The 15,402-nt window shown below is 66.7% G+C and carries 7 protein-coding genes and 1 tRNA gene; 5 read left to right on the plus strand and 3 right to left on the minus strand.

What is annotated here, in order from left to right; translation table 11 throughout:
• Positions 1–15 precede the first annotated feature (15 nt).
• Positions 16–7,422, minus strand: a complete 7,407-nt coding sequence (locus ASF26_RS07610; RefSeq protein ID WP_156462907.1) for a type I polyketide synthase — start codon at positions 7,420–7,422, stop codon at positions 16–18.
• Between the two features lie 746 nt (positions 7,423–8,168).
• On the opposite strand from ASF26_RS07610, the gene ASF26_RS07615 reads away from it, so the two are divergent.
• From ASF26_RS07615 to ASF26_RS07625, 3 genes are all read left to right on the plus strand, one after another.
• Positions 8,169–8,243: transfer RNA gene (locus tag ASF26_RS07615), tRNA-Val, on the plus strand.
• Between the two features lie 290 nt (positions 8,244–8,533).
• Entirely contained in the window at positions 8,534–9,988 is a 1,455-nt protein-coding gene (locus ASF26_RS07620) for a DUF1800 domain-containing protein (RefSeq protein WP_244475867.1), read from the plus strand.
• Positions 9,989–10,114: 126 nt separating this feature from the next.
• Positions 10,115–11,350, plus strand: a complete 1,236-nt coding sequence (locus tag ASF26_RS07625) for a DUF1501 domain-containing protein (protein ID WP_056251724.1) — start codon at positions 10,115–10,117, stop codon at positions 11,348–11,350.
• 30 nt (positions 11,351–11,380) lie between these two features.
• Here ASF26_RS07625 and ASF26_RS07630 read toward each other — a convergent pair whose 3' ends face one another.
• Both ASF26_RS07630 and ASF26_RS23635 read right to left on the minus strand, forming a co-directional pair.
• A complete protein-coding gene (locus ASF26_RS07630) occupies positions 11,381–11,794 on the minus strand; it encodes a PilZ domain-containing protein (protein WP_156462908.1) in 414 nt (137 codons plus the stop codon).
• Positions 11,795–12,168: 374 nt separating this feature from the next.
• Positions 12,169–12,303, minus strand: coding sequence for a hypothetical protein (locus ASF26_RS23635; RefSeq protein WP_280136346.1), 135 nt, complete (start codon positions 12,301–12,303; stop codon positions 12,169–12,171).
• On the opposite strand from ASF26_RS23635, the gene ASF26_RS07635 reads away from it, so the two are divergent.
• Together ASF26_RS07635 and ASF26_RS07640 are read left to right on the plus strand one after the other, a co-directional pair.
• Complete coding sequence (locus tag ASF26_RS07635) at positions 12,284–13,966, plus strand: type I secretion system permease/ATPase (RefSeq protein ID WP_244475868.1); 1,683 nt, start codon at positions 12,284–12,286, stop codon at positions 13,964–13,966. The two genes, ASF26_RS23635 and ASF26_RS07635, sit on opposite strands and share 20 nt — an antisense overlap.
• Positions 13,966–15,309 (plus strand): HlyD family type I secretion periplasmic adaptor subunit, encoded by a 1,344-nt coding sequence (locus ASF26_RS07640; protein ID WP_056251735.1) that lies wholly within the window; start codon positions 13,966–13,968, stop codon positions 15,307–15,309. Before ASF26_RS07635 ends, ASF26_RS07640 begins: the two co-directional genes overlap by 1 nt.
• The last annotated feature ends 93 nt before the right edge of the window (positions 15,310–15,402 follow it).

The following is a 15,402-nucleotide window of genomic DNA, read 5'->3' on the forward strand; positions in this document are numbered from 1 at the left end:
GGGCCAGCCCCCGCTTTACGGCAGGATTTCTTTGATCTGGAGGCTGTTCTGCTCGACGAGTTCGTGGAACGGCTCAAGGGTGCGCACGTCGACGCCCTCGCTGGCATGTCGCTGGGCCAGGCTCATCACCGCCGCCGACGCGTCGTCCACGGGGGCGGCCACGGACTGGATCAGGGTCTCCGCCAGTTCGACCACGGTCAATCCCGAGGAGATGCCCGAAGGCGGCGCGTCGAGGGCGAAGCGCTCCTGCAGGCTGGCACCCAGTTCCACGCCCATCAGCGAATCGAGGCCGATCTCGGAGAGATGGCGCACGCGGCTGATATCGTCCTTGGGCAGGCGTAGGATGCGGGCGATGTCCTCGACGATGGCGTCGGAGACGGTCTTGCGCACGGCATCGAGATCCTGGCTCTTGAGCAGGCCGCCGATATCGATGGTGGCCACCGTGCCGGCTTCCGCCTGCTGGTCCGAGCCGAGATCGCCGTAGCTCGGGGAGCGCATGGTGGCGAGGCGCTCGCGCGCCTTGCCCCAGTGCATCGACGCAATGGCGAGGACGGCGTCGTCGGGTGACGAGCCCTGTCCTTCCAGGGCCTCGGCCATGAGGTCGAGGGAGCGGCGGGCATCCATCGGCGTCACACCGACACGGCCCGCCAGGGTTTCCATCACCGCGCGGTTACGGGCGAGCACGCCGACATCGCCGATGGCGCCCCAGGCGACCGCGAGGGCGGGCAGTCCCAGCGCGCGGCGACGACGGGCGAGGCCCTCCATGAAGCCGTTGGCGGCGACATAGGCCCCTTGGCCGGGATTGCCGATGAAGGTCGTGGCCGACGAGAACAGGACAAAATAATCGAGCGACCGGCCCCGCGTCGCGGCGTCGAGATGCTCGGCCCCAACGACCTTCGGGCGGATCACCGCGTCGAGGGAAGCGGCGTCGAGATTGGCGATGAGGCCGTCCTGCAACACCATCGCCCCGTGGATCACGCCGGCGAGCTTGCGGCCGCCGCTTTCGACCTCCTTGATGAGGTCGTCCACCGCCCGGCGGCTGGTAATGTCGCAGGCCATCGCGGCGACGCTGACGCCGCGGACCGCGAGATCGGCCACCACCTGCTTGGCTTCCGGACTCGATGCACCCTTTCGCCCGACGAGCACGAGGTGACGGGCTCCCCGGTCGGCGAGCCACCGGGCCGCTTCGATGCCGAAGCCGCCGAGGCCGCCGGTGATGACGTGCACGCCCTCCGCCGAGACCCGGAAATCGGACTTGCGCTCGACCACGATGCTGCCCGGCTTCGGCGGGGCGATGACGATCTTCCCCACATGCCCGGATTGCTGCATCAGCCGGAACGCGTCCGAGACCTCGTCGGCGGTGAAGGGCTGGAACGGCAAGGGCTTGAGACCGCCTTCCGTGAACAGGGCCATCACTTCGCGGAACAGACGCGCCCCGTCCTCACCCTGGTGCTGGAGCACCTGATCGAGGTCGACGCCGAAATACGACAGGTTCCGGCGGAACGGTCGCAGGCCGATATGGGTGTTGGCGACGTAGTCGCGCTTACCCAGTTCGATGAAGCGGCCGAACGGCTTCAGGCAGTTCAGGCTGCGCTCCATCGCCTCGCCGAACAGGCTGTTCAGCACCACGCCGACGCCGTCGCCGGTGATGCGGCGGACCTCGTCGACGAAGGCCAGCGAGCGGGAATCGAGGACGTGTTCCGCACCCAGCGCCTTCACCAGGGCGCGCTTCTCGCGCGAGCCGGCGGTGGCGATGACGCGCGCGCCCTTCAACTTGGCGATCTGCAGGGCCGCGAGCCCGACGCCGCCGGCGCCGCCATGGACCAGCACCCACTCGCCGCGCCGCAAGCGAGCGCAGCTGACGAGGCTGTAATAGGCGGTGAGGAAGGCCACCGGCACCGTGGCCGCGGCCTGGGGATCGAGCCCGGGGGGGCTCGGCGCCACCACGAGTTCGGGCACGACGATATGTGTCGAGAAGCCCGACTGGGCGAAGGCGACGACAGGATCACCGACCTTGAAAGCCGCAACGCCCTTGCCGACGGAGACGACGCGGCCGGCGACTTCGAGGCCGAGGCGCGGACCGGCGAAGCCGTCCTCCAGAATCTCTTCCGGCAGCATCGACAATGCCCAGAGCACGTCGCGGAAGTTGAGGCCGGTGGCCTCCACCGCGATCTCCACTTCTCCGCGACCTGGCACACGACGCTCGGCCGGCCCCCAACGCATGTCGTTAAGGCCTCCCGTGGCGCTGCGCTCCAGCTGTGCGGCCGGCGCGGGCACCGCATCGACGGCCGGGCGGCGCGAGAGCTGCCCCGGCGAGAACCGGATCACGCGGGTGGCATCAACGTCGAGGACGATCTCCGTCTCGGGGGTGCCCGACAGGATCACGTCGCGCAGGCGCTCGGAGGCGATCTTGGTCGGCATCGCCTCGGTGAGGTCGATGCGGCGGATGTCGAGATTGGCGACCTCGTTGGCGAGGGTGCGGGTGAAGGCCCAGAGACCGGCTTCCACCGCGCCCGCCCCGTCATGGCGCGTCGCGCCGGGACAGACGACCCAGAGACGGGTCTGGCGCGTCCCGAGATGCTCGACGCAGCGTTTGAGGCCGAGGCAGCGCTCGCGCAGCCGGTCTGCGGCCTCGCCGCCGGTACCGAAGGCCCCGGCGAAGAACACCACCGTGTCGGGGGTCTCCCGTTCGAGTTCGAGCAGGGATTGCTCGGAATCGAGAATGATCGAGACGTGGACGCCGGCGGCGACGAGAAGCGTCGCCAGCGAGGAAGCGGTTTCGGCTGCGAAGGAATCCCGCGATCCGATGATGAAGGTGAAGGTCTGGCCGGTGGCGGCCTTGGCCCGCACCGGCGCCTCGGCGAGGAAGAGGAGATCGTCGCCATTGGCCGAGGCCGCCCGGTCGACGGCGATGCGCACGAGGCCGGTATCGCTGAGCGAACGCTGCCAGCCGGTGATGTCGTCGAGGCGACCCAGCGGCATGCCGTCCACGCTCTCGAACCAATCCGGCATCAGGCCGAAGACGAGGTCGCGGAACAGCGAAGCACCCGGTTCCACCGCCAGGAGGAACCCGCCGGTGGCGAGGGCATCGGCGACCTTGCCGAGGAGACCGCGCTCGGATCGGTGCAAGACGTTGCTCGCCAGGATCGCGTCGAAGCCGCCCTCCGTCAGGTCGGTCTCGTCCTCGATCACGGTGACGCCGCGGGGCAGGGCGAGGCGGGCGCGCTCGGCGAGGCGCCGATCGGTCTCGAACACGGTGAGCTGGGCGGCGATGCCGTCGGCGATGGCCGCGGCCTGCGCGGAGAGCGGGCCGAACCCGACCTGGAGAAGGCGCAGCGAGCGGTCCTTCGGCAGGTCAGCTCGTGCTCCCTCGCAGATCGCCGCGATGACGTCGGACGAGGCGCGGGCGGTGGCGCTGCGCAGGACAAAGGCGTCGAGGGCGTTCTGCGACAGGGTCGGCGGACTGGCGAGTTCACCGGCCACGAGGCGGGCGACCACGGCGCCGAGATCCGCGGTGAGCACCAGCTCGGCGGAGAGTTCGGGATGGTCGGCCGCGATCCAGCGCATGATCTCGTCGGGCGCGGGCAAGGTGACATCCTTGCGCAGGGTCCAGCGCGCTCCGTCGAGGGTGGCGAGCCCGCTGCTCTCGAGGGCGTATAGGGCGTTCAACAGCCAGGGTTGCATCGCCTCCGGAACACGCTCGTCCATGGCGACGGTGCCCGAGCGCTGCAGCCCCTCGGCCATGCGGTAGGCCAGCGAGGTGGCCCAGCCTTCGAGGAGGAGATGGCCCGGCGAGAGGGCCGCATCCGCCGGGGCGAGGGCCGCCTTGATGCCAGGCCGGACGGCATCGGCGATGCGGGCACGCCGGTCGAGGGGGATCGCGGTGGGCTCGGTGGCGAGTTCGGACCGCTGCGCGATAGCATAGGCGGCGAGATCCTGACCGGACTTGGTGCGCAGGGCCTGGAAGCGGCCTTCGCGCAGGGTGGCGATCACCTCGCCCGCCTCGTCCACCAGGGTGAAGTCGGCCAGGATGCTGCGCTCGTTGCAGCGCCGGGTGCGGATCATCGCCCGCGCGATGACGGCGCCCGGCCGGATCAGCCTGATCTCGCCGAAGCGCACCGGAACGTAGGCCTTGGTCGAGCCCTCGCCCATCAGGTCGGCGAAGAGCAGGATCAGGCCGTGGAAACAGGCATCCAACCGCGCCGGAACGAGGCCGAACCGGAGGTCGGCCTCTGCCGGCTTCAATTGGGAGACGATAGTCGTCTCGTCCACGCGTGCACTGAGGGCGACCTGCCGGAAGCTCGGCCCGAAATCGAGGCCGGAGGCGGCGGCGAGGCGATAGAGCCCGGCACCCTCGACGGCGTTCTCGGCCGGGATGTCGATGTCCTGTCGCGGCCGGGCGGCGAAGGTGCCGTCCACGACCTTTGCGGAGGCGTGCAACTGCCAGCCCGCCTGGGTCAGGCGCGGCCGGCTCAGGATCTGGATCTGGTTGCCGCTGCCGGAGAGCCGAACGGCGACCTCGCGAAGGGTCTCCTCGGCGAAGACCATCGGCGACAGGATCTCGAACTCGGCCAGCACGACGTCGTCGCTGCGCATGGCTTCGCGGGCGACGCCCAACGCCATCTCGATGAAGGCCGCACCCGGCAGGATCGCCTGGCCGTCGATGCGGTGATCGTCGAGGTCGGGCACCGTGGCGATGTCCACATGGCCGAGCCATTCGAGCCCGTCCGGCGACAATCGCGAACCGTAGAGCGGGTGATAGGCACGGGCGGTCGCCGCACCGACGCCTTCCGATGTCTCGGACAGGCGGAAGGGCCGGCGCTGCCACGGATACGAAGGCAGGGCGACGTCGCCCTTCGGGTTCTCGCCGAAGACCACCGCCTCGTCGACGGCGGCACCGTGGACGAGGGCCGAGGCCAGGGCGCGGGCGAAGGGGTCGCTGCCGACGGGCTTGTTGGTGAGAACACCCACCGTGGCGTTCTCGATGCCGAGGGGCTCGATGCAGTCGCCGATATGCGGCAGCAGGGTCGCACGCGGACCGACCTCGACGAAGATCCGGGCACCCTTGCGGGTCGCCTCCTGGACCGCATCGGAGAAGCGCACCGGCTCGCGGATGTTGCGCCACCAATAGCCGGCGTCGAACTCTCCCCCGGGGAGCACGGTGCCGGTCACGGTGGACACCATGGCGATAGCGCCGGGATGAGGCTTGAGCCCGGCGAGATCGCGAAGCAGCGGCTTCTCGGTCGGGTTCATCAGCCGTCCGTGGAAGGGATAGGCGAGGTCGAGCTTGCGGCCACGGCGGCGCTTGCGCGCCAGCGCCTTCATGGCCGCGTCGATATCGGCGACGGGGCCCGCCACAGTGACGGCTTTCGGGCTGTTGTAGGCCGCGATGTCGAGGCTCGGATAATCCTTGAGGAAGATCTCGATCTCCTCGACGGGCGCCAGCAGCACCGCCATGGTGCCCAGACCCCGCGTCGTCTCCTGATGCTGGCTGCGGTAGAAGATGACCTTCACCGCCTGTTCCAGGCTCAGGATACCGGCACCCTCGGCGGCCGCGATCTCGCCGACGCTGTGGCCGAGGACGAAGGAGGGGACGAGGCCGGCGGCCTTCAGCGCCGTGGTCGAGGCGCTGGAGATCGCGAAGATCAGGGGCTGCGAGACCCGGGTGAGGACCATGCGCTCGGCGAGGTCCTCGGCGAACAGGGCTTCTTTCAGCGACCAGCCCGAAATCTCGGCGAACAGGACGTCGATCCGGTCGAAAGCGGCTTGGAAGGCGGCGCTCCGCTCATACGCCTCGCGGCCCATCCCGACCCATTGGCTGCCGTTGCCGGAATAGACGAAGGCGACCTCCGCATTGCGGTCCACGGCAGTGCCGACGCGGGCAATGTCGGTCTCCTCTGCATCGGCCACCGCGCGCAAGGTGGCGGGCAGGTCGGCGTCGAGGGGCATGGCGAGGCGGGTGGACAGGCGCTCGCGCCGATGGGCGGCGGCGGCGGCGATGCGCACAGTCTGGGCGTCATCGGCCTGCTCGAACCGCTCGGCGTAGTCGAGGGCGAGTTCGTTGAGGGCCGCGCGGCTCTGGGCCGAAAGAAGCAATAATTCGGGCGGGCGCTCGGCATCGCTCGCAGCGGGGGCCGGCACGCCGTCGGTGAGGACGATATGGGCGTTGGTGCCGCCGAAGCCGAACGAGTTGACGCCGGCGAAACGCTCGCCGCGACCGCGTGGAAGCGTCAGCGGCGCGGTGACCACCGAGAGATTGAGCTTGGTGAAGGGGATGTCGGGATTGAGCTCGGCCGCGTGCAGCGAGGGCGGCAGCAGATCGTGCTCCAGGGCGAGGCTCGCCTTGAGCAGGCCGGCGAGGCCCGAGACCGGCTCGGTATGGCCGATATTGCTCTTGATCGAGCCGATCGGCAGGGGCTCCTTGCGAGGACGTCCGATCTTGCCGCCGATGGCGCCGGCCTCGATCGGATCGCCCACCGCCGTGCCGGTTCCGTGCGCCTCCACGAAGGCCACCGCGTCGAAATCGATCTCCGCTTCGCGATAGACCTGTTCGAGCAGGGCACCCTGTGCGTAGCCGGAGGGCAGGGAGATGCCGGTGGTCCGGCCGTCGGAATTCACGCCACTCGCCGCGATGACGCCGCGAACGGTATCGCCGTCGCGAGCCGCCTGACGCGCCGATTTCAGCACGAGAACGACACCGCCCTCGGAGCGAACATAGCCGTCGGCATTGGCCGAGAAAGCCTGGCAAAGCCCGGTGCGCGACAGCATCTGCGCGTTGGAGAAACAGATGAAGTTGAACGGGCTCGCGAGCAGGTTCACGCCTGCCACCACCGCGGTGTCGATCCGGCCGCTGGCGATCGCCGCGACGGCGGCATCGAGCGCCACCAGCGAGGAGGAACAGGCCGTATCGACGGTGAAGCTCGGCCCCTTCAGGTCATAAATATAGGAGATCCGGTTGGACAGGATCGAGAGCGTGTTGCCCGTCGCCGCATAGGCATCGCCCGACGACGTATCGAGAACGCGCAGGTTGCCATAATCGAGGGACGAGGCGCCCACGAACACGCCGATCTGCGACCCGGCCACGGCGGAGGGACGCAAACCCGCATCCTCCAGGGCCTCCCAGGTCAGTTCGAGGAGAAGCCGCTGCTGCGGGTCCATCTGCTCGGCCTCGCGCGGCGAGATGCCGAACACGCCGGGGTCGAACGACCAGATGTCGTCGAGAACGCCCGCCGACCAAGTATAGCTCTTGCCGCGCTCCTGAGCGCGCGGGTGACCGAACCGCTCCAGTGACCAGCGATCCTCAGGGATGCGGCCAACGGCGCATCGTCCTTCGCTCAGAAGCTGCCAGAGGCCGTCGACACTGGCAGCGCCGGGCAACCGGCACGAACGGCCGACGATCGCTATGTCTGTACGTTTGATCACGTTCGATTCGCACACGCTCTTGATCGAGGAAACCACCGTCTCGCACTCGCAACGGACCGGCGACCCTGTGATGCATAATATGCAGCCGGAACCGTGTCCAACCCATGGCAGCTTTGCTGCAGCACGGAGGCTAGGCAGATATCAAGATACGGACAGTCTCGAGGGCTGATATAAATCACACACTCTGCGTCAGACACGTTGACGATAGAAAATTCCAATCATCGATCCGGCTGCGAGCATACAGGCCAAACCTATTTTCGGCAAAAAACTGAGACATTACATTGATTGAAACAATCATATTCTAAAATTTGGATGGACCGATCATTTTATGAAAACAATGATAGTATCTTACAAAAATAAATCAATTTTTTCCTTTTAAACATGCACCTAAAAGAATTCAATCTATTGTATAAAAATATTGCTATGAGTATATATTGGAATTTAACAATAAAAATGGCCGCGATTGTCGTTGAATTTGCTGCAAAAATCATAATCTATCAAATATCCAGTGAATCTTGGGCCGGCCGTGAAAATCAGACTCGTGCCGAGCCTGCCGTCTACTCCACCCCTTGTCGCTGCAGCGCAACATAACAACCGCCTTCCAGGCCTCGTGGGAGGAGGCGGCGCCATCGGAGAAAGCGGGCTTGCGCTACCGGAACACGCTCTTTCCGGACGAAAGGCCCTTGACGCCCGTTCCGACCCAAAGCTATACGCCGCTCCTCGCTGCAGCGGAAACGCTTCAGCCGGGGCGCGTAGCTCAGCGGGAGAGCACTACCTTGACATGGTAGGGGTCACAGGTTCGATCCCTGTCGCGCCCACCATTCCTCTTTCAGTGGAATGGTAGAGAGAACAAAGGCCCCGGAAACGGGGCCTTTTCTCGTTCGGGCCTGGTCCCAGACCGGTTTTCACGCACTCGGCACAACCTTCACAGCATCCTGTCGAAGAGTTTGGTCCGATGCAGTCATGGCTCGATCGGCGAATGCCCACGACCGTCACGCTTGCGTGAGCCGAAGGCCCGGTCACAGAACCGCCTCAGACAGATCGTGTAAGGAGGTCGCTTTCATTCGGTGCCGGGCATCTCGGCCAGCGGTCCCGGATGCCGGAGATGACGATGAGCCGAAACTTGGCATTCTCGAATGCGGTCGGACGGTTCGGTCTCGGATGCGGCGCCATTGATCTGCCCGCCGTCGACGATCCGCGCGGCTACGTCCGTGCCCAACTCGACATGCCGTTGACGGCGCCCGACGCCAAGCTGATGTCGAGCAGCGACCAGTTGCAGGCGATGATGCATCGTCGTCAGGTTGCGCGGAAGCGCCGCGAGGCGATGGCGGATGCGGGATCCGGCAATGCCATGGTCAAGCAGGGCGGCGCCATGCAGGATGGCTCCATGGCCATGGAGCCCCGCGCCGAGCCGTCGATGGGCGGCGGCATGATGGAGAACGAGCCCGAGGCCAAGGTCACCCAGGGTCCGCTCACGAAGGGTTCCGACGAACTGATCGCCTGGCTGAGACTGGCGGCGGTGACGAAGGCGCCCTTGCACGAGCGGCTGTTCCTGCACTGGAGCAACCACTTCACCGTCGGCGTGGGGAAGGGAAAATCCAGCCTGACGGCAGGCTCGTACCAGCGCGAAGCCATTCGGCCATTCATTCTCGGCCGCTTTCACGACATGGCCAAGGCGGCGATCCTGCACGCCTCCATGCTCTATTATCTGGACAACGCATCGTCGGTCGGCCCGGATTCGAAGGTCGGGCGCATCAAGAAATCCGGCCTCAACGAGAATCTCGGGCGCGAGGTGCTCGAACTCCACACCCTCGGCGTCGACGGCGGCTACAGTCAGGCCGACGTCACGGCGCTGGCCTCCGTCCTCACGGGCTGGACCGTGGATCTCAAGCCGCAATCCGAGACTTTTGGCGAAGTGGTGTTCCGCGAGCGCCAGCATCAGCCGGGGCCGAAGACCATCCTCGGCAAGCGCTATGCGGAGGCGGGAGCCGATGAATTCCTCACCGTCCTGACCGACCTCGCCCGCCACCCCTCCACGGCGCGCTACGTGACGCGGCGGATGGCGCGCGCCTTCGTCTCGGAAAAGGTGTCGGACTTGCTGCAAAACAGCCTCGCCAAGGTCTTCAGGGAGAGCGACGGCGATTTGAAGGCCGTGACCGCCGCCCTGGTCCAGAGCGACGAGGCCTGGACCGCCGCCCCCGTGAAGCTGCGCCCGCCGATCGAATTCCTCGCCGCGACCGCGCGGATGATCGGCAGGGTGCCGCTCAGACCGTCCCCGGTGGCCTCGCTCCTGGCCATGGGCCAGCCGTTCCTGGCCGCCCCGTCGCCGAAGGGGTGGGCCGAGGAGGACGATGCCTGGGTGACGTCGGACGGCATCAAGAGCCGGATAGACTGGGCGCAGCAATGCGCGACGCTCAACGCCGATCACGTCGACATCCGCAAAGTCGTGGACGACCGGATCGGCGGCTATTTTTCGGACGAGACGCGGCGCGTGATCAGGCAGGGCGAGAGCCCCGAACAGGCTTTGGCCCTACTGATGCTCAGCCCGGAATTCCAGCGGCGCTGAGCGGGTTCGCATTGGCGAGCCAACGCTTCACCTCGCTCACGTCTTTGGAGGGCCGCAGGTTTCAAGGCGCGGAACCGGTGGCCACTGTTGCGAAACCCGCTTAGCCGGTCGAGAGGCGATGACCCCATGAACCCTCAGGAACACGCCCACCTGCCGACGCGCCGCAACTTGCTGCTCGGCGCCGGTGCGCTTTTCGCCTGGCCCTATGTGCCCAAGGTCTGGGCCGCCTCGGGCCGCGACCCGCGCTTCCTCGTGGTGGTTCTGCGCGGCGGCCTCGACGGCCTCTCGGCAGTGATGCCAGTGGGCGATCCGCAATTCGCGGCGATCCGCTCCGACTTCAAGATGTCCCCGACGCATACGCCGTTCCGGCTCGACCCGCTGTTCTCCCTCAACCCGGCAATGCCGAACCTGGCGGACCTCTATGCCAAGCGCGAGGCCACCCTGTTCCACGCGGTCGCCACCCCCTATCGCGCCCGCTCGCATTTCGACGCGCAGCAGGTCCTCGAGAACGGAATGACGAGTGCTAGTTCCAGCATCGATACCGGCTGGCTCAATCGGGCGCTCTCCCTTATTCCCAAGGCCAAGGGCATCGAGTTGCGGCCGACCAAAGCCCTCTCCGTGAGCGCGACGACGCCACTGATCCTGCGTGGCCCGGCCCAGGTGGAGACCTGGCAACCGCAGACGCTGCCCTACGCGGCGGCGGACACGCTGATGCGCCTCCAGGCGCTCTACGACGACAAGGACCAGGCCCTGGCCAATGCCCTGCGGGAGGGCGTGCAGGTCGACGACTTCATCGCCTCGGATCCGAGCATGGCGGCGATGGGCAAGCAGCCGCTGAAGGGCCCCAATAGCTTCGCCTCTGCGGCGCGCGCCGCCGCTTCGCTCATGGCCCCGGTGACCGGCCCGCGCATCGCCGTGATGAATTTCGACGGCTGGGACACCCACTCGTCTCAGGGCCCCTATGAAGGGCGCCTCGCCAAGAACCTCGCCTCCCTCGATGCCGGCATGGCGGCGATCAAGGAGGGGCTCGGCGCCTCCTGGGCCCAGACATCGGTGCTGATCATCACCGAATTCGGCCGCACGGTGCATGTGAACGGCTCCTCCGGCACGGATCACGGCACGGCCACGGTCGCCTTCCTCGTCGGTGGAGCGGTGGCGGGAGGACGGGTGATCGCCGACTGGCCGAGCCTCAAGGAGAGCGCCCTGTTCGAAGGCCGCGATCTCGCGCCGACGATGGATCTGCGCGCCGTGATGAAGGGCCTGCTGATCGACCAGTTCGGCTTCGAGGAGAAGGTTCTTTCCGAGAAGGTCTTCCCCGGCAGCGAGAAAGCGCCCGGCATGAGGGACCTGATCCGGGCCTGACGCGGTCATGGAGACCACTTCGATCCCGCGTCAGAAGGGCGATGGTTTCCGTCTGCGCGAAGGAATACCGACGCCGCCCGGTTCGTCGATCGCCTGCGGTTTGTCCAAGGAGGTCGCCACCGGCTGAGGCGGCTCGTCCCGGACGCGCGGTGGCGCCACCTTGCCGACGCGCTCGATCCTCACGCCGACATAGTCGCCGCGCCTCCAGGCGAGCTTGACCATGCAGACGAAGTCCCGGCCGATGATGCGGAGCAGGAACGAATCGGGCAGCGCGTGGTAGGCTGGAATACCAAGCTTGGCGCCGGATTTCGAAACGTCCTTCACGGTGCATGGGATTTCTCGGCCATCGGGAAGCCGGACGTTGGCTATCCAGTTCGTCGAGTTACGGTCCTCGCGCCGTGATACCGGCTCTGGAGACGTTTCCGTTTCTTTGTCCGACCGCACGTAAGACGCTCCGGCGCTTCATCGTTTCTCGCACCGCCATAGGCCAAGAACGTTTACGGACCATGCTTGCTCAAAGTTTCTTCACGGGCTCAGTAGCCGAAACGCGCAAGCAAGTCGTCGACCACTCACCTGTGCCGACTGCATCGTTTCCTCTTCCGAATACGAACGCCCTGTCTCGGGCGGATAAAACGGTTCATCCCCCCGAGGCCGCGAAAGCCGTGGGCATACCTCGCGAGAGATAGGCCCTCCGGACACAGACGGCCATAATCCAACCGCAGCAGCATGTTTTCGAGTTCTCGACTTCACGCTTTTCTTATAAAGGAGGCGGGTGTCGGGCCGCCGTTCCCAAACGGTATCGCAGACTACCATTCGAACTAAACTTGATAATCGAACGCGACGGCGGGGGCGGCAGTGGCTAAGGGGCGGGAATCGGCCGAGATCATTTCGGCATTGGCAAGTTGCCGAACGGCGTTCATCGGCGTCGCGGTGATGAGCGGTTTGGTGAACATTCTGTATCTGACCGGTTCATTCTTCATGCTCGAAGTCTATGACCGCGTCATTCCGAGCCGGAGCGTTCCGACACTGGTCGGCCTCGTGATCCTCGCTCTCGTCCTCTACGGATTTCAGGGCGTCCTGGAGACGATCCGCTCGCGTATCCTCGCGCGCGTCGGCGCCTCGCTGGACGAAGCCCTCTCTGCGCGGGTGTTCGACATCGTTGTGCGTGCTCCCCTGAAGGGCGCGACCCCGGGCGACGGGCTGCTACCCCTGCGCGACCTCGATCAGTTGCGCGCCTTCCTTGGCGGCACGGGACCCTCGGCCTTCTTCGATCTTCCGTGGATGCCGATCTATGTCTTCATCTGCTTCCTGTTCCACCCGCTCATCGGTATCGCGGCCCTCGTCGGCGCGGCGGTCCTGGCGCTCCTGGCCCTGACCACGGATCGGTCGACCCGCGCCCCGACCCAAACCGCAACCGCCCACGGCATGCGTCGTAACGGCCTCGCGGAAGCCGGACGCCGCAACGCCGAGGTGCTGGCCGCCATGGGGATGCAGGGACGCTTCGCCGATCGCTGGGGCGGCGCCAACCGCGATTACATGCAGTCTCAGATGGCCGTCTCGGACGTCGCGGGCGGTTTCGGAGCGGGCTCGAAAGTGTTCCGCATGGCGCTGCAATCAGGCGTGCTCGCCCTCGGCGCCTGGCTCGTCATCAACAACTTGGCTTCGGCCGGCGTCATCATCGCCTCGTCGATCCTCGTCGCCCGGGCGCTGGCTCCGGCGGAACTCGCCATCGCCAACTGGAAGGGATTCGTTCAGGCGCGCCAGAGCTGGGCACGGCTCTCGGAGTTGTTCGCGCGCCTGCCCGCCGTCGAACAGCCCCATGCTCTGCCCGCTCCGTCGCAGAGCCTCGTCGCCGAAAACGTCACCCTCGCACCGCCGGGAACCCAGCGCATCGTCGTACAGGACGTCAGCCTGTCTCTGCAGCGGGGGCAGGGGCTCGGGATCATCGGCCCGAGCGCCTCGGGCAAATCGAGCCTCGTCCGCGCCATCGTCGGCGTCTGGCCGCCCGTGCGCGGCAAGGTCCGGATCGACGGCGCGGCCATCGACCAATGGTCGAGCGCTGATCTTGGGCCGCATATCGGCTTCCTGCCGCAGGAGGTGGAGCTGTTTGCCGGCACCATCGCCGAGAATATCGCCCGGTTCGATCCCAATGCCCAGTCGGATGCGGTCATTGCGGCCGCCAAGGCAGCGGGTATCCATGAGATGATCCTGCGCCTGGCGGAAGGCTACGACACCCGGATCGGCGAGGGCGGGGCGGGCCTGTCGGCAGGGCAGCGCCAACGGGTCGGACTGGCGAGGGCGCTTTACGGCGACCCCTTCCTCGTGGTGCTCGACGAACCCAATTCGAATCTCGATGGGGAGGGTGAGAACGCCCTGACCCAGGCCATCGTCGGGGTACGGCAGCGCGGCGGCATCTGCATCGTCGTGGCGCACCGCCCCAGCGCTCTGGCGGCCGTCGACATGATCCTGATGATGGCCGACGGGCGCGCCCAGGCCTTCGGCCCCAAGGACGAGGTGCTCAAGCGTGTCCTCCGGTCGACGCCGGCTCCCAATACCGAGCCCGTCGCCGCACAACGAACCGGCGCGAACGTCGCCACCCTGCAGGAGAGCGCGTGATGGCCATCGCACTGTCGCCCACCGGACTCCCCACCGCTCAGATCCGGCCCACCGCCAACGGGTCGATCCGACGTCACCTCGCCGCGGCGATCGGGGTCGGCGCCGTCCTCGTCATCGGGGTCGGCGGCTGGGCCACCTTCACGATGATTTCGGGGGCCGTGATCGCGCCGGGCCAGCTCATGGTTGAATCGGACGTGAAGAAGGTCCAGCACCCGACCGGCGGTGTCGTCGGCGAATTGCGGGTGAAGGAAGGCGCGCGGGTGAAAGCCGGCGACATCCTGATTCGCCTGGACGAGACACAGACCCGCGCCAATCTCGATATCATCCTGAAGGCGCTCGATGAGTTCGCCGCCCGTCGGGCACGTGACGAGGCCGAGCGCGACGGCGCGTCCGAGATCACCTTCCCGCCGGACCTTCTAGCCCGCAAGGCCCAGGATCCGTCCGTCGCCCATCTGGTCGATAGCGAAACGCGCCTGTTCCAAGCCCGCGTCGCCGGCCGTGAAGGCCAGAAGGCGCAGCTGCGCGAGCGCGTCTCCCAGCTCGGCGAGGAGATCAAGGGTCTTACCGAACAGGCCGCCGCCAAGGAGCGGGAAACGGCCTTGATCGGAACGGAGCTGAAGGGCGTGCGCGAGCTCTACGGCAAGAACCTCGTGCCGCTCTCCCGCGTCACCGCCCTGGAACGGGACGGCGCCCGCCTACAGGGCGAGCGCGGACAGCTCATCGCTTCCACCGCATCGGCCAAGGGCAAGATCACCGAGATCGAGCTGCAGATATTCCAGATCGACCAGGACATGCGCACCGAGACCGGCAAGGAACTCGCCGAGATCCGCGGTCGCTGGTCGGAATATGTGGAGAAGCGCATCGCCGCCGAGGATCAGCTCAAGCGCATCGATATGCGCTCGCCCCAGAACGGCACGGTCCACCAGCTGACGGTGCATACGATCGGCGGTCTGGTGGTTCCCAGCGAGCCGGCGATGCTCATCGTGCCCGACGCCGACAAGCTCATCGTCGAGGTCAGGATCCAGCCGCAGGACATCGACAACGTGCGCGTGGACCAGCGCGCCGTCCTGCGCTTCCCGGCCTTCAACCAACGGGTGACGCCCGAGATCGACGGGATCGTCAGCCGAGTTTCTGCCGACGTCTCCCAGGATCCGAAGAGCGGCATGACCTACTACACCGCACGCATCCGCATGACGGAGGATCAGCTGGAGCGCCTCGGCAAGGTCCAGCTCGTACCCGGCATGCCCGTGGAGGCGTTCATGCAGCTCGGGGACCGCTCGGTCATCTCCTACCTGACGAAGCCCCTGACGGACCAGATCGCCAAGGCCTGGCGCGAGCGCTGAGGGCGTCCAGCGGCGGACGACAAGGCCCCGGCCATGCGCCGGGGCGAGAGTTTGAAGAATCCGCATCCCCGGCAGGTCGGTTGCACCTTGCCT

The organism is Methylobacterium sp. Leaf93 (genome assembly GCF_001422345.1).
GTDB lineage: Bacteria > Pseudomonadota > Alphaproteobacteria > Rhizobiales > Beijerinckiaceae > Methylobacterium > Methylobacterium bullatum.